12 protein-coding genes and 1 pseudogene are annotated in these 20,379 nt (G+C 47.6%); 11 read left to right on the plus strand and 2 right to left on the minus strand.

Translation table 11 applies throughout. The features are described from left to right. The first annotated feature begins 44 nt into the window (after nt 1-44). From VNM22_22000 to VNM22_22025, 6 genes are all read left to right on the plus strand, one after another. Nucleotides 45-1,409, plus strand: a complete 1,365-nt coding sequence (locus VNM22_22000) for a sigma-54 dependent transcriptional regulator (protein HWP49845.1) — start codon at nt 45-47, stop codon at nt 1,407-1,409. 613 nt (nt 1,410-2,022) lie between these two features. Beyond that, complete coding sequence (locus VNM22_22005) at nt 2,023-3,435, plus strand: hypothetical protein (protein HWP49846.1); 1,413 nt, start codon at nt 2,023-2,025, stop codon at nt 3,433-3,435. Between the two features lie 13 nt (nt 3,436-3,448). Next, a complete protein-coding gene (locus tag VNM22_22010) occupies nt 3,449-8,011 on the plus strand; it encodes a prepilin-type N-terminal cleavage/methylation domain-containing protein (protein HWP49847.1) in 4,563 nt (1,520 codons plus the stop codon). 268 nt (nt 8,012-8,279) lie between these two features. Beyond that, nucleotides 8,280-9,683: a prepilin-type N-terminal cleavage/methylation domain-containing protein gene (locus tag VNM22_22015; protein HWP49848.1), complete on the plus strand. Its 1,404-nt coding sequence runs from the start codon at nt 8,280-8,282 to the stop codon at nt 9,681-9,683. A gap of 736 nt (nt 9,684-10,419) precedes the next feature. Continuing rightward, complete coding sequence (locus tag VNM22_22020) at nt 10,420-11,538, plus strand: aminotransferase class V-fold PLP-dependent enzyme (GenBank protein ID HWP49849.1); 1,119 nt, start codon at nt 10,420-10,422, stop codon at nt 11,536-11,538. A 636-nt stretch (nt 11,539-12,174) separates the two neighbouring features. Then, nucleotides 12,175-13,083 (plus strand): glycosyltransferase, encoded by a 909-nt coding sequence (locus VNM22_22025; protein HWP49850.1) that lies wholly within the window; start codon nt 12,175-12,177, stop codon nt 13,081-13,083. A 6-nt stretch (nt 13,084-13,089) separates the two neighbouring features. Here the strand turns inward: VNM22_22025 and VNM22_22030 are convergent, their stop codons facing one another. Then, nucleotides 13,090-14,553: an oligosaccharide flippase family protein gene (locus VNM22_22030; protein ID HWP49851.1), complete on the minus strand. Its 1,464-nt coding sequence runs from the start codon at nt 14,551-14,553 to the stop codon at nt 13,090-13,092. A gap of 310 nt (nt 14,554-14,863) precedes the next feature. On the opposite strand from VNM22_22030, the gene VNM22_22035 reads away from it, so the two are divergent. The 5 genes and pseudogenes from VNM22_22035 (at nt 14,864) to VNM22_22055 (ending at nt 19,040) form a co-directional block, all read left to right on the plus strand. Beyond that, the gene (locus VNM22_22035; protein ID HWP49852.1) at nt 14,864-16,519 is read left to right on the plus strand and encodes a PepSY domain-containing protein; all 1,656 of its coding nucleotides are present in this window, start codon (nt 14,864-14,866) and stop codon (nt 16,517-16,519) included. Next, nucleotides 16,497-17,177: a hypothetical protein gene (locus tag VNM22_22040; protein HWP49853.1), complete on the plus strand. Its 681-nt coding sequence runs from the start codon at nt 16,497-16,499 to the stop codon at nt 17,175-17,177. Before VNM22_22035 ends, VNM22_22040 begins: the two co-directional genes overlap by 23 nt. Beyond that, complete coding sequence (locus VNM22_22045) at nt 17,174-18,208, plus strand: formylglycine-generating enzyme family protein (GenBank protein ID HWP49854.1); 1,035 nt, start codon at nt 17,174-17,176, stop codon at nt 18,206-18,208. The genes VNM22_22040 and VNM22_22045 overlap by 4 nt, the downstream gene beginning before the upstream one ends. Nucleotides 18,209-18,221: 13 nt before the next feature. After that, nucleotides 18,222-18,581: a hypothetical protein gene (locus VNM22_22050; protein HWP49855.1), complete on the plus strand. Its 360-nt coding sequence runs from the start codon at nt 18,222-18,224 to the stop codon at nt 18,579-18,581. 195 nt (nt 18,582-18,776) lie between these two features. Continuing rightward, a pseudogene (locus VNM22_22055) lies at nt 18,777-19,040 on the plus strand (HU family DNA-binding protein). Between the two features lie 155 nt (nt 19,041-19,195). Here the strand turns inward: VNM22_22055 and VNM22_22060 are convergent. Further along, nucleotides 19,196-20,164 carry a DUF6282 family protein gene (locus tag VNM22_22060; GenBank protein ID HWP49856.1) on the minus strand — a complete coding sequence of 323 codons (969 nt, stop codon included), beginning with the start codon at nt 20,162-20,164 and terminating at the stop codon, nt 19,196-19,198. Nucleotides 20,165-20,379 lie beyond the last annotated feature (215 nt).

Raw genomic sequence — 20,379 nt, forward strand, 5'->3', positions numbered from 1 at the left:
AGGGAATACCTGCTCTCCTACTTTTCCTGAATCGCTTTTAACCCATGTATTCCGTTTTGATTGTCGATGATGATGCAGCCCTACGGCTGATTTTATCTGATTTTCTCTCTCAAGAAGATTACAAGATCTTGCTGGCGAAGGACGGTAGGGAAGCCCTGGATCTCATGAAAAAGCAACAGGTGGATATTCTGCTGCTGGATATCAATATGCCCGGGATGACGGGTATGGAAGTTCTGGAGAAAGTTAAAGAACTGGGAGAAAATCCTTTGGTTATTATGTTATCAGCCCTTCAAGAAGTTAAGTTAGCCGTAAAGGCGGTGAAACTGGGTGCTTATGACTATCTATCTAAGCCTGTCAATTTGGAGGAACTTAAGCTTGTTATAGAAAAAGGTCTTCAACATAGACAGTTGGAAAGAAAAGCAGAACATCTAGAACAGAAGATCCAGGAATCCTGGAGCACAGAAGGACTCCTTGGAACCAGCCCTGCCATGAAAAGGGTTTTCCAGTTTATAGACAAGGTTGCAAGAACCGATACCACAGTTCTTATTCAAGGAGAGAGCGGGACCGGTAAGGAGCTGGTTGCGTACGCCATTCATCAACGCAGCTTGAGAAAAGACAAGCCTTTTATAACCATTGATTGCGGTGCTATTCCAGAAGAGTTGGTGGAAAGCGAATTATTTGGACATGAAAAGGGGGCCTTTACAGGGGCCCTTCAAAAGAAGGAAGGAAAATTCGAACTGGCCAAGGGTGGAACCCTGTTTTTGGATGAAATAGGAAACCTACCCCTTCCAGGACAGGCTAAGCTCCTCCGGGCATTGGAACAAAAACAAATAACCCGAGTGGGTGGTATCTCAATGATACCCGTGGATGTGCGGATTATAGCGGCTACCAATGTTGTACTGAGCCAGGCAACCCGGGAGGGAAAATTTCGGGAAGATTTATTTTATCGACTGAATGTTTTTATTTTAGAACTTCCTCCCCTACGAGAGAGAAAAGAGGATATTCCTTTGCTGGTAGAGAATTTTCTCCATCGCTTTGCCCAACAGCAAAGAAAGAATATTCGAGAAATTTCCCCGGAGGCCATGGGGTTACTTCTAAATTACCACTGGCCCGGCAACGTCCGGGAACTGCGCAATGTACTGGAGCGGGCCATTATCCTGGCAGAAGATTCCATAAGACCTGAACACCTGCCCAACTTTCCCGGATCAATCCCTTCCCCTTCCCTGTCTTCCCTCTCAACTCTGCCTTTTTCCGAGGCCAAGGATAAAGTTCTCTCAGATCTGGAAAAGGAATACATTCTGCAGGCCTTAGTGAAAAGTGGTGGAAATAAAGCCAAGGCTGCCCGTGCCCTCAATATCAATTACAGAACGCTTTACGAAAAAATGAAGAAGTATGGTATCAACGTTTAAATTTCGTGGCCTTTCCGGAAAGAAGATCCTCTTTGTTACTATGGCCTTAAGGCCATACTTTTAGGATGAAAAATTCATATTTTCCTTCTCCTATCTACTTCCCTTAATCCCATGAAATCCATATAAGCATCAAAAACTCAAATACTTATAAAACATCTCCTTCCCTTTACCTTCCCTGGTATTGGTTTTGAATTTCAAGGACCTGACAGAGATGGGTGGGAATACCGTTCCAGGTTAGACCGTTGGCTGGTCTGATCCCTTCCTGACAGGAAAGGAAGAGCCGTTTCCTTCACTCCCTCGCTCTTTCAAGGGTATTTTTGGGATACCCCTTCTAACTTCCCTTCCCTGTGAGGGAAGGGGAGGGTCGGGATATAGGCAATCCCCAAGTTCCCCCTTCCTGACGCGGGAAGAGGGTTAGGTTAGTAAAAAGATATCCTTGAAAGACCCCCTCGCTCCCCCTCTCCTGAAGCTTCAGGAGAGGGGAAAGGGGAGTGAGGTGGCGAGACACCCGTGCTCCCAGCTAATAGAAAGTTAAGTTAGAAAGGCAAATCAACCGGATTCGGTATTCATTTAGATAAATTAACAACCCCTTTCAATTTTGTGAGGAATCGTTATGGTCATTAACAATGAGCTTCAACATTTTCAAAATGAGAAAGGAATAGCCCTTGTGGTCGTCATAGCGGTCAGTGCTATTCTGCTTATGGCCCTGGGTGCTGGTTATGCTATCATGACCAGTGCTTTAAGTACGGCTGATTCAGAAGTTAGCCGGGATCAAGTTATGAATGTGGCCCTGGCGGGAATCGAGGAAGCACTGGCCTGGTTTAGATCTATGGCCAATGGAAAACAGGCTGTCAAGGCCACATTCGATCCCATGCAATCAGGTACCCGGGGTACGGTACCGGTTACGGTTCCTGAAACTCAGGATACTAGTTGTGTAGGTGGTTCCTCAAGTTATAACACAAATTGCGTGGGAATTATGAGAGACTTCAAAATCGGCTTAATGAATAACCTGTATGGACACTATGAACTCAGGAGAACCGGTAACGCCGTTCAAGATATTACCAATCTTCGAATTCCAGGTAACACCAATGCAGCTAATCCCCCTGCGGGCGTTGTGTGGCGGCTCGAGGTAAATGCCTACACTTATCAACGCAATTCAACCGGTCCCCTTAATCCCAATAACCCGGGGCAAAATAAAATCGTGGAGCAGGTGGTTATGGATGCCGAGATTCGGCGGATGGTATTGACCCCCCCTCCGGCAACGGTCAGTACCTTCCGAGGAAGCAATATTCAGGTTCTCCAGATGGGTCAGATATGCAATACCTCTTCTAATACGGCGGCTTATATCTCCCAGAATCCTGGAAACTCAACTACTCCCGCCACCATGAACTGTCCTATTCCGGGTTCCAATCAAATACTGACCGCCTCATCCACACAATTCAACCAGACGGTAGATCCCTACAGTTTGTTTGGTATGAGTTTATCTGATCTCAAAACCTTCGTTCAGAATAGTCCTAATGGAATCTATATTAACGGAAGTGCCAACCTAAACAAAATCACCCCTTTCCCTGTTAATTCTACCAATCCCCCTCTGGTTTATATAGAGAATGTAACCAATGCTGACATCTGTCTTTATAACAGCACTACCAATCAACGCATCGATGCTTTTGGAGTAATCATAGTCGATGGGGGGAATGTTAATATTTGTGGGGCTGACGGTAAACCTTGCAGTAGTGGAGGAGGGGGGAGTAGTCCGGTTTGTGGTACCGGTTGTGTAACGGATCAATGCGGCAGTTTTACCGGCTTTATCTATATGAAGGGGACGCTTAATATAGACGGGGGAGCTGTGATTAACGGGGCCGTTGTTGCAGCCCCAGATAGCTTTGGTTCTGTGGCCGCCGTGATTGGAGATTCCAGTGGAACGGTAATTACCAAACTTAATTTCAACGGCAATTTTATCACCGGGGTTCTTAACCAAACCATGAGTAACTACGCCATATCGAGAGCGCCCCATATTAAACGGTAAAGGAGGCTTTTATATGTTTCGTTTAAATAAAAAATTAATTGGATTATCCCGAGAATCCGGTCTCAGCTTGATAGAATTGGTGGTAGCTGTGGCCATTCTGGGCGTCCTGGTAATCGGAGCCATCACTTATCACACCGCAGCTTATAAATCTACTACCTTGAATCAAGACCGTGCCTTTTGTATTCAGAAATCTATTCAACTCATCAATGAACTTAGGGAGAGAACGGCAGGGACCGATACCGCGGCTTCATTAGCCCCTTATGATCAGGTTATCGAAGATGCCAACGGGAATATCCTCAACAGCTTTTATTCTCCTGTTCTTAGTCTTCAACTCGAACAAAATCTGGCCGTAGCTCCCAATGCCCCGGCCGATCCTTTAAGTGGTAATATAAATACAGGAAATGGTTGGAAATTCCAAAGACAGATCGATGTGAGAAGGTTTGATTATACCCAACCTATCTCTTCAGAAGAACCGATGATGGTGACCGTCAGATGCTTTTATACCGATGCTTCCAATCCCTCTCAGGGAGGACTTCCTTTAGCCGAGACGACCAGTGTTATGCGAAAACTGGGTAATAGTCTTCCGACCAGTCAGACCTTCGATCTGTATGTTCTTGCTGTGGATACAGTTCCCGGCTGGTGGGTCAGTTTAGGAAATCTCCGGCCGATCATTAACACAGCCGTTAACCAGCTACAGGCCAGTAACCCGGGTCTCAATTACCGAATGCATTATATTACCCGAGCTGCTTTCGGTCGGGATAAAAGTTATGCCCCCTTCCTGAATACTCCGGCCAGTTACGACCCGACGGTTAACTATCCGGCAGTTCTTACCAACCCTTATTCTCCCATCGAACCAGCCTATTATTATCCAGGCCTTCTCCAGACCACTACGGGGAGTCCTGAGTTTGAGTATTACAGAGCTGCTTTTTTGAACCAGGGTAAAATTAATCCAGGTCGGGTCATCAATATCAGTGGTGTGGGTAATGTGGGCATCCCCAACAGTAACGTGACCGGGTATACAGGTGGGAACGTCCCCCTGGCCAATGTGGCAGGTATTGTAAGAGCCGGATTACTTTATGATCCCCAGGATCCACCTAATACCTTGGGAGCCAATCTGGATGACGACCATTATTTAGTCGTGCGTTATGCGCTGGCCGACTATTTTAACCATGCCGTGCGTTATCCCGAGGAATTAACCGAGTACTGCATGCGCAAATACGGCAACTTACCTCAACGAAATCCGAATAAAAATAATATTTGGGATTGTCTTCCTGCCGACACCAGCTCTGCAGCTCCTTTTACCCTCCCTACCGGAATGACCTACACAGACTTTGTTCAACGTTATACCGAACCTACCATGGAACCCAGCCTCAGAATCCTGCTGGAGCAGCTTTATCAGGATCCGGCCTCCTATCAGAATATCTTGATCCTCAACGCCCATGGGGAGATGCTTCCGATACCTCCCATGCGGAATTATTCAGATCCGGCTAAAAACCCAAACCCCGGTGGTACCAATACCAACCCCACGGTGAGTGGTTTCCCCGGCGTTCGCGTGGTTACCCATCCGGAACAATTAGAGTATCAAAATGGAAACAATGTCGTACTGCGGGTTTATTCCTATGTTACTCCTGAAACGATGGCCAGTACCCTGGTGGGTTGTAACAACGCCATCCCTCAGTATGGACCAACGGCTATTTTAGATAAGGATTGTGACCCCACCACAGCCAACACAGCCAACAAAGATGATGAAGTCCCCATTGTCGTAAGGATTTCGGGAGTCAATTTCAGTGGTTACAATATTACTTCGGGTACGGGGGTTACCGGTACCGGTAATATCGAGGTTCGCAGGATTCGAGGAAATCCAGGAGCAGGCTATTCCGGCTGGGGTAACGCTCCCACTTCAGAGGCAGCCGAAGGAGCCGGGAGTATGTGGTATGAGGCTTTCCATTGCTGTCCGCTTAACAGTGGTTCCGATCTCATCGTTCTGCTCTATAATAGTCCTCTGCGTCATGATCTGGCTACATCCCCCGGGGCATCCCCTCCTTATACAGCATCCGTCGGGGCTACCGACACAGGGCTTCCATCGGCAAGACGTCTGTATGGAATGGAATATATTCCTGCCTTTACAGGAAATCCGGCTAATCTGAGTGCCAATCCTAATTACGATCTCTCGTCGGTTAGTTCCTCAAATTACAAAAATACCGCCCGATGGACTATTACCTTGCTGAATACGGGAGGCGTTCTGGATAATCAGCAGTTAACCATTGAAACCCGCATTGCACCCCGCCGGGTTACCGGTGAGGCCGACAGTACCTATATCACACGAACCCTCTATTTAGGCTATGACCCGGCCAATCCCTATTCCTATATTCCCGATCTTCCTGCAGGGGCTGTAGTAGGAAGCGCAGGACTTTATATGTCGGGTGGGACGTATGACTTTGTAACGGCCAACAATGTTCCCAGTGATATTTCAAGGACTTACACCTGGCTTGCTAACATCAACTGCACGTCCGGAACCACGGGGTGTAACATACCTACAAGTACCGGTAGAGCCGGCCAAACGGGTATGGAGGGTCTAGATTTCCCGGTTAACGGTTTTCGAGCTCCCTTCACCGAAAGGTTTCAGTTTATGGGAGACCCACGTCATAGCCCCTATTGGGATGTTAAAGCCGACCATCGCTACAACTGGTATTTTGTGGATGATGCCAATATGCCCGGGGCTCCTTACAATACGGCGCCCTACAATACCGCTGCGGGACGCAATAGTCCTCTTAACAGTAATGGCTTTGCTGGTTTTACATCCAATGCCGATGATGGGTGGTCCAACGGTTCTGGAGGGACCAGCAATCCCGGCAGACTCCCCTTTGATTATCCCAGATTCGCCGAGGTCTATCGTATGGGAATTCTCAAGAGTCGATCTATCTTCAACAGCATTACCGGTTGGGGTTTCTACTATACGGATCCTGGAAGTGCCATAGGTGGCGATACCCCCTGGCTGGTTTCCTATAACATGGTATGGACAGACGCTATACGTGTACCTCTGAATCCTTTCAGAAATCGAAATAATGTTGCTCCGGCCGCAGCGAAGGAGGGAAATAATGACTATAACACAGGAAGTAACTTCATTGATCTGGATGAAATAGCCGGTAGTCACGGTAATTGGGCGGCCAATGGTCCCTACGGTCGTACCCGGGTATTGACCCAATGGGCTGGAGTAGGCAACTGGTATGCCAAACCCTGGTTGGGAGAAATCTATCCGGATATTACCAATAATACCAATTATTATGCTGCAGCTAACATAGGGTGGAAAACCCGAGGAAATCTCCCGACCAGCATCTTCAATCAAGATACGGAAGAAGTGGCCTACTTGGGATATAATGCCACCCGAAGTAACGAAAGTAATGGAGCACCCAGTTTCTTCAACGGAGTTACTCTGTATAATCATACTAACATTTTAACCACGACCAATCAGACTGCTATAGGGGTTGCCATGACCAGTGCTATCAAGTCTACGATAAACTTCTCGATCAATGCCCAGCGACCCTTTCAAATTCATGATACCTCTTCGACCCCTCCTGAGAACGGTGTAGCCCCTTATAATACCAGTAACTTGCGGACCACCGTATCCCTTTTTGCCCCGTTTTATTGTACCGGGGGAACTCCTCCTAACCCCCCCACACCCGGGGTACCCTCTACCTGCGGCGGCAGTAATCCCCCTTCAAATACCCGAATGGGGAGTGCCTTGCTCCAGGTCCGGCAAGATCCTGATTTTAACCCGGCCGGAGCCAGTACCGGTTCCTCCTTAGATGCCAATACCAATGTCCCGAACAGTAACGACCTCTTCGGATACTTTGTGATGAATGGGCTTCAGCCGGCCGGAGTTTCTAATCCCGAAACCCTCTTAACCACAGTTAATCTGAGTACCTTAACCTACGGGTTTATGCTGACCGGTCAGTCCACCCATCCGGTTACCGGGGCTGCCCTTCCTCTCAACCCGGCGACCGGAACCCCCTGGAATAGTATTCGCCAGCTCCCTCGGGTTGAAGTAGTCGGCCCGGATCCAGGTAATCAGGCCGCTTTGACCAGTCCTTCCTCATTGACCATCCAGTGGAATATCACCTGGCGGCGATGGGATGGTTTACCCTATACTCCGGGCTATCAAACCAACTTCGCTGAAAAGACTCCCCTTTACTATGTCTTGATGTATTCCGATGGGGGTCCCTGGCGTTATGTCATTGGAGATAATGACCTGGTTCCAACTCCTCCCGATGATTGGACAAGTCGTGCAGCTCTGCCTGTACAGGATGGAGGTAAGTATACCACCGCTATGGGCCCCAATAAAATCCACTTCATTTGTGAAGGAGCCAATACACCGGATTGCCCAGGAAACTTTGCGACCATGAATACAACAGCACTCCAGAGACAATATACCTGGAATATCTCCGGGCTTAATCTCAATCTGGGTGGATCCAATAACCCCCCCGGGCAAACCTATACCATTCGGGTCGTGGTTCATCGTAAGAATATTTATAACCACTTTGCTTACCATGATCTGCAATTTGTGCTTCGACCTTAATCGGGGTAATGGGGAATGGGTGTCAGGTAATAGTTTAAGTCCTTATCCCCTCACCCCTAACCCCTCTCCCAGAGCTTCGTGAGAGGGGAATGAAGGGGTTTCTAACATCCTGCCTTCTCCGACTCTCCACGAAGTCAAGGGGTGGAGAGAGGATCAGGTAAGACAAAGAAGTTTCTAATCAATCGAGACGATTGACCTACCTTTCCTCCCCCCTCTCCCACAGTGTGGAAGAGGGGCTGGGGGTGAGGGCAAGCAATACTATTTTATTATGATCCAAATTCAGAGAAGTTTAAAAATCTTGAAGTCGGAATCCGGTCTCTCACTGGTTGAGATGATGATCGTGGTGGCTATTATGGGTATCCTGAGCATTATCCTCTACGATCTTAACCTGAGCATTCTAACCTCCAACCTTTTTATTGAGGTTAAAAATGACCTGTCGTTACAAGGTCAGCAGGCCCTTAATCCAATTAAAAACCGGTTGATTTCCTCACGCCTTTTACTCGTCGATAGCTACGTGAAACCTGCCACTCCTGGTTCTGGGACCTGGACCGGACTAGGAAGTTATTATATCCAGTACCTGCAACCTTCTTCCCAATATCCTCCCCTTCCAACCATTATTCTCCCCAGTGGGACTTACTGTCCACCAGGATGTCCCAGTAATAGCGATTATCAGAATGTCATTGTCCGGAGCGAGAGCCGAATGGTAACAGGTCAAACCCTCCCTCAGGCAATCACTCAACTGGTGCCCTTGAACGGTCAGGCAGCTTTCGGTCTCAGCGCAACCAGTATAGGAAATTCCATTCTGTTTATAGAAACAATGCCTGCCCGACAGGTTCGCCATACTTTTGGAGGGGTTTCTACGGATTATTTAATAGACGCTTATCGCCTCAACTACTACTACCTCAGTCAGAATAACAGCAATTCCGTAGCCGGAAAGAACTATTATATAGACCTCATTCAGTGGGAGAGCCAGGAATTCGCAGATTATGGTCAGTTTCTTCAAATCGCAACTTATATCAAACAGCAAAATACCTCAGATACTCCGGTTGATATCATCAATCAGCTCAAAAACCCAACCACTTCTCCTTTCCCGGCCGAAAGGGGAAGACCTCCGCTTAGGTATGCCTGGGATGTAGGTAAAGCAGGGACGATTAATATTTCCAATATAGCCGGTTCTATCCTGGGAAACTTTTACTGCCTGGATGCCACGGCCCCTTCCTGTACAGGGGGTTATATTACCACCTTTGACCCGACCAATAACAATACCAGCGATGATTTTCCCTTGACATTGGTGAGTTCAACCTTTAGGATTCCTTCAAATCAGGTTAAGAGCCTTTTGCCGGGATTATACGCAGGAGCCTCACAGGGGCGGAGCTATTATACCATTGCCTTTAATAATGATGCCAACAGTAATCTTAACTCAGCCGGATTAATCCCTCAAAATATTCCTCAGTTAGTCCCTCTGCGTTTCAACCCCTATGATACCAGCGGTTACGCTACGGAAGTGGGGGCTTCTACTTCCAAATTTATGGGTGGATTTGAAATCGGCGTTGTTTCTCAAACCGTCGGCTATCAGGTTAACCTGAGATTGGTTCTCATGGGGGATACAGGAGGTATTCTTCGACGGATGATTTCCAATGAAACGGTGGTTCTGGCCGCACCCAGAGGCTAATTATCCGGGTATGGGGTTACCCATAAATCGTTCCGGCTCTGGATCTTTTCCCGGGGAACCCGAAAGGGTCCGGTGGGTTTTAGCCGGGTGTGTAGGGGATAATGTCCCAGGATTGAGCAAAAATACCCCTTCTTTTCAGTTTAACTTTGATCTAGGTGTATTAACAGATCCCAGATACCGGGAATAAAATAACCTGGATTATTTCCGGGTAAAAAGGTATCTTACCCATTTGGTTGAAGATATTTCTATTGAAAAATCAGGAAAATCAGGTTGTAAAGAGGATCAACCGATGATCCCCCCTACGTATAAGCTAAGGATTAAACAGGGGGTGGAGATACCCCCTAGACGCCAAAATAAGAAGGTTAGCTCCGGCGGGACGACCTGTTTAACAGCAGGTTAAACGTCTCGTTTGATAATGATGTGGTTAGGGAGTTTGAAAAAATTCTGAATTTCTGAATCCCCCGACTTGCGTTGGGGGCTACCCACGGTTCGCCTCTGACGGGGCTTTTCAGCTTAAGCTGGCGCCCCCATTTGGGAGAGGGGCTAGGTGAGGGGGATGGGGGTGTTCAGGCTGAAAATAAGGTTTTTCTCCTTCTTAGCTTGATGCGTGGGCGGTTGCCCCTACCAAAGGGGATACGACCTGTTCCATCCGGTAACAGGCAGAAAGAAAGATACGATGGACTTTTAAAATATAGGGTACCTTCTTTCCTGTCCGGTACCCAGAAGGAGGCGATCTATGAGACTCGAAACATTGGCCGTGCATGCCGGGCGTAAGCCAGATCCCACGACCGGAGCGGTAGTTCCTCCCCTTCATTTATCGACTACCTTTCTCCGGGAAGAGGATGGGAGCTTTCCCCACGGATATATTTATATCCGAAGTGGTAATCCCAATCGTCAGGCTCTGGAAGAGTGTCTGAAGACCCTGGAAGGAGGGACTTCGGCAATTACCTTCTCCTCAGGAATGGCGGCCATTATGACTACTTTTCAGGCCCTCTCTCCGGGTGATCAGGTTCTGGTGGCCGATGATGCTTATTACGGGGTAGGACAACTCCTCAGGACTCATTTTATTCCATGGGGTTTAAAGGTAACCTTTGTGGATATGACGGATCCTGCCAGGGTACAGGCAGCTTTATCCCATGAGACCAAACTGGTTTGGATAGAAACCCCATCAAATCCTTTGTTGAAAATCACAGATATCCAACATATCTCAGACCTGGCCCATCAAGTGGGAGCTAAGGTTGTAGTGGATGGAACCTGGACGACCCCGGTGCTTCAGCGACCTCTAGAACTCGGAGCGGATTTGGTTATGCACTCTTCAACCAAATACTTTGGGGGGCATTCTGATCTGATGGGGGGTGTTCTTATCGCCCGAGAAGATACCTCCTTTGTCCAGCAGATCCGAACCCTTCAGGTAAATGGAGGGGCCGTACCTTCTCCCTTCGATTGCTGGTTGATCCTTCGGGGCATTCAGACCCTCCCTTATCGCATGCGGATCCATTCAGAAAATGCAGAGAAAATAGCTTACTTTCTATATACCCATCCGGCCGTGGAGCAGGTCCATTATCCCGGGTTACCCAGCCATCCCGGTCATGGGATTGCAGCCAGGCAGATGAAGCAATTCGGAGGGATGATGTCTATTCAGGTCAAAGGTGGGGCTGAAGCAGCCATGGCGGTTGCCGCAAAAGTTAAAGTATTCACCCGGGCCACCAGCCTGGGAGGTACAGAAAGCCTGATCGAACATAGGGCTTCCATTGAGGGGCCTCAGACCCGAACCCCTCAAAATTTACTTCGCCTTTCTATCGGTCTGGAACACGTTGAGGATTTGATCGAAGACCTGAATCAGGCACTCTCTTAATAGCAGAGAGGAGGGAAAGAAAGTTTGTTTCTTTCTTCAAGTATCCATATCCATTTTTTACGAAAATCGCCCGACAATTTTCATGCTTTGTGGTGATCCCATAGGTCATAAGTGGAGGAAGAAATATCCCCCTCACCCCTTAAGCGCCAGGATAAAAGTGGGATACCTGAGGGAGTGCCTTAACCTGATCCCTAGGCCCTCATTCTCCGTCTCCCAACTTGGGAGAGGGGTTAAAGGCCTAGGCGCCGGGATAAGAAAGTTAGCCCCAGCGGGGCAACCTGTTTAACAGGTCGCTCCTCCGGAGCTTGAAAAATTTTGAATGACTGAATCCCCCGACTTGCGTCGAGGGCTACCTACGGTTCGCCCCTGAGGGGCTTTTCAGCTTATCCTGGCGTCTGGGAAGGTTAGAAGTCAGGGAGCTGGAGGGTGTTCAAACAGAAAAAAGTGACTCCTACTAAATGGTTACAGTTACTTTCTTCAGAATTCAGTTGACCGAATACTGTCTTTTAATATATAATAATCACCTCATAAATTATAGACCACCTCAAGAGAATGGGTAAAGGATTTGTTCTTAAGGAGGAACTGGATAGGGTTTCCCGTAAAAGGTAGCGGGATATTAATTCCTGGAGGGATCCTATGAAACGGAAGCAACCCTTTTTTTCCATCATCATCCCGACCTATAACCGTCCGGAGCAACTTACGATTTGTTTGCAATCCCTGGTCTGTTTAGACTATCCACGTAGCCGTTTCGAAGTCATTGTGGTGGATGATGGAAGTTCCACTCCCTTAGAGAACATTGTCGGCCCTTTTTGTGATAAATTCCAGGTCATCTTACTCAAACAGCGTCATGCAGGACCGGCGGCAGCCCGTAATACTGGAGCTGCACAGGCAAAGGGTGAGTTCTTTGCCTTTACCGATGATGATTGTATTCCTGCTCCCAATTGGCTTCAAGCTCTGGCGGCCCGGTTTGCAACCTTCCCGGGTCATGCCATTGGGGGGCGAACGTTGAATGCTCTTCCCCATAATCTCTATTCAACGGCCAGCCAGGTCATCATCGAGGCCGTTTATGCTTACTACAATGTCCATCCCAGTCCCATGCGCTTCTTTGCCACCAACAATCTGGCCTTACCGGCGGACCGCTTCCATGCCATAGGAGGTTTTGACGCAACCTTCCTTACCTCAGAGGATCGGGAACTTTGTAATCGCTGGATGTACCATGGTTACCCTTTGACCTATGCTTCAGAAGCCCTGGTTTATCATGCCCATATGCTGACGTTCAGTACCTTCTGGTGGCAACATTTTAATTATGGTCGTGGGGCCTTCCACTTCCATCGGGCCCGGGCCCGACTCCATCAGGAGCCAATGAAGCTGGAACCCAAATCCTTTTATTTAAATATGCTCCGCTATCCGTTTTTGCACAGGCAAGGCCGGGTGGCCTGGTTACTTACCGCTCTGGTCGTGATGTCACAGGGGGCAAGTGCCGCCGGGTTTTTCTGGGAGAAGGCCCTCCAGGCTATAAAGAAGAAAGAGGAAAAAAGTTCATAAAGCTTCTTATCTTTTCATGGGAAAGTAAGATTGTAGATCCCGTGGAATACCCCGAAGACCGGCCAGGACAAAAAAGTAAAGGATGCCTCCTACTCCGAGATACAGGGAGAGGGCCTGACCGGATCCAAGGGCTATAAGCCCCAACCCCATCACTCCGGCAGCCAGCAGGGGCCGTATAACCGGCTTGAGATCTATCCGGACTCCCATCCGGTAAACCACCCAGAATTCCATAAGTAGAAGGAGTATTTCGGCTAAGAGCGTGGTAAAAGCCGCTCCCATCAGGCCGTAACGGGGAATAAGAACCCAGTTGAGTCCCATGTTAATACCGGCAGCAACGGCGACCATCCCCATATGCATTTTCATACGATTACCTACCAGCAGGATATTTTGGGCCACATCAGAAAAAAAGATAAGTCCAAAGCTTAAAATTAAAAGCCGAAAAGCCCCGGCTCCCTCTTCATATCCAGGCCCAAAGAGGGTGGTCAGCAAAGGAGCCGCCACAAGGATTCCCCCTATAGTTAGGGGAATGCTTATTACAGAGGAAAGTTCTATGGAATGTCCTGCAGCCTCGGTAATCTGCTGAGTACCCTGGATTGAGGCCCGGGTTAAAGCAGGAATATAGGAGATTCGGATTACAGCGGCTACGTTCATGAGCAAAAAGCAAAAGCGAGAGGATGCTGTATAAAGACCGACTTCCTTCTCTGTTAGAAGAAATCCCATGAGTACCACATCGAAGGTAAAAATAAGCATTCTCAACAGATGCGCAAGAACCGAAAAACCTGAATTTTGAAGCATATACCAGCCTTCCCGAAAGTCCCATCTGAATCTTCTAAAATGAATAAGAGGTACCGTCAGTAAAAATGCAGTACCCAATTCACCCAGGAACTGACTTATGGGAGCCCATAAGATATCTTGGGGACCTTTCACAGTGTGTAAGAGGGCCGCCACATATAGAATCTGTCCTGACACCAGAGCCAAACCGACTCGATGATTCCGTTCCAGTCCCTTGTATACCCAAGAAGTATCCAGGGCTAAAGAGAAAAAGGAGAGGCCCGTAAGAACTACAACCTGTTTAACCAGGATCGGTTTGTTTAGAAGCCAGGCGATTAAACTGAGAAGTGACAGAGCTACAAAGGCCAAAACCAGCCTGACCAGCGTTACACTCAGAGCGATGTCAGGAGCCTCTTGGGGTCGGCGGGCCACTTCACGGGATCCGATATCCTGGAAACCAGCATGGATAGGAAGAGACAGGTAACCGTAGAGAGCATTGGCAAAACCAATAATACCAAATCCGGCGGGTCCCAACTCTCGCGTAAGATAGGCAGTTCCCACGTAAGCTACCAGGCGGGCCATAACCTCCCCGCTTCCTAAAGACAAAATATTGATAACTACCTTCTTAGATCCCATGGATGTAAGGGGCTGCTTCCATATTTCTGAGCCCGATGATTCAGGATCAGCCTTTTCGGCCATCCAACTTCTAACTGCAAGGATTAAAACCTATCCTCTGCCAGGTTGAGACCTTGCCTAAATGGTAGGAGTAACCGCTGGTGGCTGCCCTGTTTAAGGGCCGGGGGATCGCCCTGCTTTCTTCTACGAAACTTCTATTTAGATTTAGTATCAGGTAAAGGATAGGATGAGAATAAAACAAATTTCAGGTGTGTCAAGGGATTTCCTGACCGGTCCTAAAGACTTGTAAGGGAAGGTATCGGATCAAGAGGAGGGGTAAATGGAGAGAATTCTATTGACTTTTTGACCTGACCCGTATTAGTTGATAAAGGTGATGAAGATTAAGAAAAGTGGGAACCCAGGCTCTATAAATTTAAAAAAGTGGTTTCAGATTCATACCTGGAGTGCTTTAGCCTCCCTGATTATTTTGTGGATACTGGCCGTGACCGGGATCTTCATTTACCCTTCCGATCAGTTCGGATTACGTCAGGTCTCTATTCAATCGAAATGGTTACCTGCTCTCTATGAAGTAAATGCCTGGGGATCTCTTATGCGCTCTCTGGCGGTAACCCCGGAAGGATGGTTTTATGCCACCCATCGTAAAGGAATTTTCTTCAGCCAGGATAATGGGCAGAGTTGGGAAGATATCACCAGCAAGATCCCGGGGAGTTTAGACCTTCCCCAAGGGTTGTTTCCCCCTGTATTGGCTATTTATCCCTATGATCCCAAAATCATTATTGCCAGTAAGGGAAAAGGGCTGGCCCGTTCTAATAACAGTGGAAAAACATGGGAGCCCTTTGGAAATTCCGATGGAGAAGATCTTTCTCAAAGTGGAATTCAGGATATTACCTATGATCCACCGGCCGAGGCCGTCCTGGTAGTGGATGAAAATGGGCTGGTTTATCGCCGCTCCCTTATTCCGGACAAAGACGAAGGCTGGGAAATGATTTCTTTAAATCCACCTTATGGAGAACAACGAGGTGTGGGGATATTAAACTGGAAAGAGGTAGCCCTCCATCTCCATAACGGTCAACTCTTCAGTCGTCAACACTGGTGGCCGGTTAATCATGGATTTGGTCTGGTTTTAATTCTTCTCTCCTCAACCGGATTGGTTTTATGGCTCCGAAGAAAGCAGAATCAAGGTGGGTCGGGAGAAAACTTCAAGCGCCTGATTAAGTCTAAATTTTTTCGGATCCTCCACCATCTGGGAGGTCTGGTGAGCTGGCCTTTGTTTTTACTCTTTCCCCTCACCGGGATTCTTCTTATTCATTATGTGGATTTTCCGGCTCTGATCAATGATGGCCTCCCCACGCGCTGGCTCCCTCCCCAATTCGATCAAAATCAATGGAAGGGTCCTGTAACGTTGAACTTACGGGCTTTGGCCCTTAGCTTCAATAATCCACCCCGGTTATGGGTCGGTCATACGGACGGTCTTTTCATGAGTGAGGATGGGGGTCGACACTGGAGTCCTATGGGAGATTCTCTCCAGGCCCCGGTATTAAAGGGGATCGACCGTCTGCTCATTGCTCCTCGCTGGTTGGAGTACATTTATACAGGGAATTCCCGAGGATTGATGGTCAGTCGGGATTATGGTCATCATTGGGAACGTCTATTGGATCAGCCGGTTGATGCCCTTTACGCTGACCGGGAAACCCTTTACGTAGTTTCCGGAGAGAACCTTTTTACCCAAAAGTTCCGAACTTTGGCTGCACTGGCTTCTTTCACCTGGACCAGAACCCCCTTAAACCCACCCTATGGATTGAATCGATCCCTTCGACAAACCAATCTCTATCAACTCCTTCACGATCTTCACAGTGGTCAACTTTTGGGAACCTGGTTCAGGTATGTGCTGGATATGGTAGCCGGGTTGATGATTTTGCAAAACATTACAGGCCTTGTTTTATGGGGTCTTCCACGCTGGAAACGGTGGCAACGAACCCGATCAAAGGTTAATAAAAAACACCCTTATGCGTATCAAAACCACACTTAAAGTTCTCAAGATAGTCTTTGTAACTTGCTCACTCTTGGCCTTCTTTCTGGTCATGGGTCAGGCCGCTGAAAATTTCCCCTCCCCTGAAGCCTTGAAACCTTTTGAAGAAGCCAGGCAGCGCGGAGATCTTCAGGGACTTCTTTCTGTTTTTCGTCAGACAGGCCAGGCCAATAATAAAGAAGCTGCTCTCACCCTTTTAAATGCAGGCTTATCCAGTAAGATTTTGGAAGGGCTTAGTGAAGAACAAATCCAGCAGGTACTTAAAACCTCCCAGGAGGTTCTGACCCAGATGACGGATCCTGAAGCCTGGAAGGTTATTTTCAGAGCAACCCCAGAGCATTCGGACTGGCGGGTTCGGGCTATGTTGCTGGATGTGGTTAAAACCCAGGTAGAGTCTGAGAAAAATGCGAAGCGAGCCAAAAGAGCTATTATTGGATGTCTTACCGATAACGTAGATGCCGTAGCTTTAAAAGCCATCGACCTGACCGGGGACCTGAAGATTAAAGAGGCCGTTCCCAAGTTGATGCGAATTGTCCTTGCCAAATGGGGTCAGAACGTGGGACTCGGTGCAGCAAAAGGGGCCGCAGCCCTTGAAAAAATCACCGGAACTTCAGCCCCAGAAGGTTGGTATCAATGGCTTAATAAGAATTCCCAATGATTAAAAACTATTTATCTTCCCCGATCTACGATTCAACCCGGCCGTCGTTTCAATGCCTGGTTTTCAATTTTCTCTGCCCTTTTCTCTTTCTGGTTATTGTTACCTTCTCAGGAAAAGACTATCCTGCAGCCTGGGCTGAGACAGGCTGGTATGGGGAGAGTTTGCCGAAGGGCCTGTCTAAAGGAACAGTCTATGGAGAATATCTCCACCAAAAAGATAACGCTATCATGGTCTATGTACCTGCCGGTTCCTTTTTACGGGGAACTTCACAGGCTCAGGTTAAAATCCTGCAACAACAATTTGGGAATCACTACGCAGTCGAAACCCCTCAACGTTGGATCTATCTGAGTTCTTATTATATAGATAAGTTTGAGGTTACCAACCAACAATATGCCCGATTCTTGAAAGCTTTGGAAAACGAAGGGCATCGGTCCTGCCATCCCGATGAACCTGCCCAAAAGAACCATACCCCCACTTATTGGCAGGATGCTCGCCTGAAGGGAGCTGACTATCCTGTCACAGGTGTAGATTGGTATGATGCTTACGCATATTGTCACTGGGCCGGCAAACATCTTCCTACTGAAGCGCAATGGGAAAAAGCTGCCAGGGGGACCGATGGTCGGGAATTCCCTTGGGGAGATAAATGGGAGGCTTCCTATTCTAACAATGCCGAATCCACCTTTGGACAAACCTTCCTCAGCAAAAAACAGTGGATGGATCTACTCAGTCGGCTCCATCTCGATGAACTGAAAGTTCTTACAAAACCGGTCGGGAGTTTTCCTCAGGGGGTCAGTCCTTACGGAGCCCATGATATGGCCGGAAATGTATGGGAATGGTGCCAGGATTCTTATCAGAAAGATTATTATCGGGAATCTCCTTCTCGAGATCCATCCGGACCTTCTCCTTCAGAGTATAAGGTCTTGCGAGGGGGGTGCTGGGACAGTGATCGGACAAGGGTAAGAACAGCCTATAGAAATTACGATATTTTAACCGATCGCCATCTGGAGATCGGATTCCGCTGCGCCCAATAGGAGGTTGGGAGAGTTGAAGACAAATCCAGGAAAAATTACCCGGTTCAGATACCTTTCTGATATGACTTTTGGTGAAGATGTAGGCCTGATACTGGGAGGAAGTATAGGCTTCCTGATAGGGAGTTTCTTCGGCGGGCTATTTAATGCCGTGATTGTCGGAGTTGTAGGGGGTGGGATGGGGAGCATTATCGGTAAAAACCTGGATGAAGAACATACTTCCATCGTTATGGGATTTATAGGTTTAGTAGCAGGAGGGTTTATCGGGGCCCTGATGGGCAAAGATATTACCGGAATAATAGGCATTTGCCTGGGTGGTTTCACAGGTTGGTTTCTGGGTGGTCTTCTGAGTTTAATTTTCAGGGCAAATCCATAATTTATCTTTCAGATGCAGGTTATTAAAATTCCCGTCTAGCGGGCTTTTTTAGGATTTCCTCCATAAAACCCCTATAAAATTTAATAATTTCGTGAAATTTCCCTTGACAAGGGAGTCCTATAAAGGCTAAAAAAAAAGCGTAGGGAATTAAAAGGCGAAACAACCCTCAACCAACCTAAATAGGAGGAGTATACCATGAATAAAGCAAACTTAATCGATATAGTAGCACAGGAAGCCTCCCTGACTAAAGGGCAGGCTGGAAAAGCTATCGATGCCGTGTTGAACAGTATTGAAAAAGCCCTGGAAAAAGGGGAGAAGGTAACTCTGGTCGGATTTGGAACCTTTTCCGTTGCCCAACGCAAAGCCAGAACGGGAAGAAATCCCAGCACCGGTGCGCCCTTGAATATTCCGGCTAAACAAGTTCCTAAATTTGTCCCAGGGGCAAAGCTTCGAGAAGCCGCTGCGGGAACTTCGGGAATGAAGGAAGGAAAGGAAGGAAAAGAAGAGAAAGCTAAAGAAAGACCCAGAAAGAAGTAAAAGAAAATAAGGACAAAACCCCAGGGGGCGATGGACGGATCGCCCCCTACTGTTTAGGGCCTGTTATCTTTTGCTGATTACTCCAGCCCCAAAAGCCTGGCCGGATTTTTTCGGACCATCAGATCGATTTCCTCCCTTGTAATACCTTCCTTCAACAACCCTTCTATAAAGGCCCGTAACCCATCGGGATGAATAGGATTCATGGCCTGGCCTAAATCAGAAGATAGGATGTAATATTGAGCCCCAACGGTTTTGATTGCCCTGGCTATGTCAGATAAAGGAACATGGCTCCAATTTCGCATCCAGGCCTGATGGGCTTGAGGACCCATGAGGGTTCCAATAAAAGCATGCTCCATGTAGCCGCCCATCCGGGCTACTTCCTTCATGTCTTCCAGGGAAAGTCGAACCGGATCTTGCATGGCATGGGTAACCAGAATTTTCTTAACCCCCATCTCCCTGGCCACCGGAATGAGGGTTAAAATTTCTTTGGCCGAACTATGCCCCATTTCCAGTATCAGATTGTTTTCAGCAATAATTTTAAAGACTTCCAGAAGTTCAGGAACCGGTTTTCCGTTCTCGTCCAATAGATTAACCCCCTTTCGGTTTTCCTTAAAGAACTGAATATGGTTGACAGCATCCAGGGTCGGAAGCCACACTACCTTACCCCGCTGACCGGTAAAATTAACCATTCGCCGAACGGCTTCCGGGTTTATCCCACCTACGGCCTTATTCAAAACTATCCCGCCGAAAACCTCTATACCCGGAACAATTTTTTGAGCGATATAGGCCCGATCTGCCGTCATGGTCAGATGATTCTTTAGTACAATGGCCCGCATTTTGTACTCCCTTGCCTTTGCTGCGATTTCAATATCGTCAATACTTCTGGCCGATTCATCAGGAGCAGAGTGTACATGGAAATCGATGGCTCCCTCCAAAGGATTGCCCTGAAGACTCGGTGGAAAAACCCCTTGAGCAGAACTTAACCGGCTAACCAGGCTTAATAGAAGTATGCCCCCTATGCATCCAAAAAATAAACGTTTTGTCATGGCATTGTATCTGAAAGTGTTTCCCACAATGATGCAAAGGATTTCATAGTCTAAAATCCAGGGGTTCCTTTTCGTTACCTTAGAATAAAATTTGCATCTTTGTGAGAAAAATCAGGTTTGATTCAAATTGGTAGACGTTAATTTGAAAAATTCTCCCTTGCAAAATGGGAAAACTCCTATCAACAGTTAACGCAACTTTATCCTTCAGTCAAATA

It is taken from the genome of Candidatus Limnocylindrales bacterium, from assembly GCA_035559535.1.
Taxonomy (GTDB): domain Bacteria; phylum Moduliflexota; class Moduliflexia; order Moduliflexales; family JAUQPW01; genus JAUQPW01.

What these genes read in the sequence shown, in the direction of transcription:
- VNM22_22000 (HWP49845.1), top strand. Translation starts at nt 45, where the DNA reads ATGTATTCCGTTTTGATTGTCGATGATGATGCAGCCCTACGGCTGATT.
- VNM22_22005 (HWP49846.1), top strand. Translation starts at nt 2,023, where the DNA reads ATGGTCATTAACAATGAGCTTCAACATTTTCAAAATGAGAAAGGAATA.
- VNM22_22010 (HWP49847.1), top strand. Translation starts at nt 3,449, where the DNA reads ATGTTTCGTTTAAATAAAAAATTAATTGGATTATCCCGAGAATCCGGT.
- VNM22_22015 (HWP49848.1), top strand. Translation starts at nt 8,280, where the DNA reads ATGATCCAAATTCAGAGAAGTTTAAAAATCTTGAAGTCGGAATCCGGT.
- VNM22_22020 (HWP49849.1), top strand. Translation starts at nt 10,420, where the DNA reads ATGAGACTCGAAACATTGGCCGTGCATGCCGGGCGTAAGCCAGATCCC.
- VNM22_22025 (HWP49850.1), top strand. Translation starts at nt 12,175, where the DNA reads ATGAAACGGAAGCAACCCTTTTTTTCCATCATCATCCCGACCTATAAC.
- VNM22_22030 (HWP49851.1), bottom strand. Translation starts at nt 14,553, where the DNA reads ATGGCCGAAAAGGCTGATCCTGAATCATCGGGCTCAGAAATATGGAAG.
- VNM22_22035 (HWP49852.1), top strand. Translation starts at nt 14,864, where the DNA reads ATGAAGATTAAGAAAAGTGGGAACCCAGGCTCTATAAATTTAAAAAAG.
- VNM22_22040 (HWP49853.1), top strand. Translation starts at nt 16,497, where the DNA reads ATGCGTATCAAAACCACACTTAAAGTTCTCAAGATAGTCTTTGTAACT.
- VNM22_22045 (HWP49854.1), top strand. Translation starts at nt 17,174, where the DNA reads ATGATTAAAAACTATTTATCTTCCCCGATCTACGATTCAACCCGGCCG.
- VNM22_22060 (HWP49856.1), bottom strand. Translation starts at nt 20,164, where the DNA reads ATGACAAAACGTTTATTTTTTGGATGCATAGGGGGCATACTTCTATTA.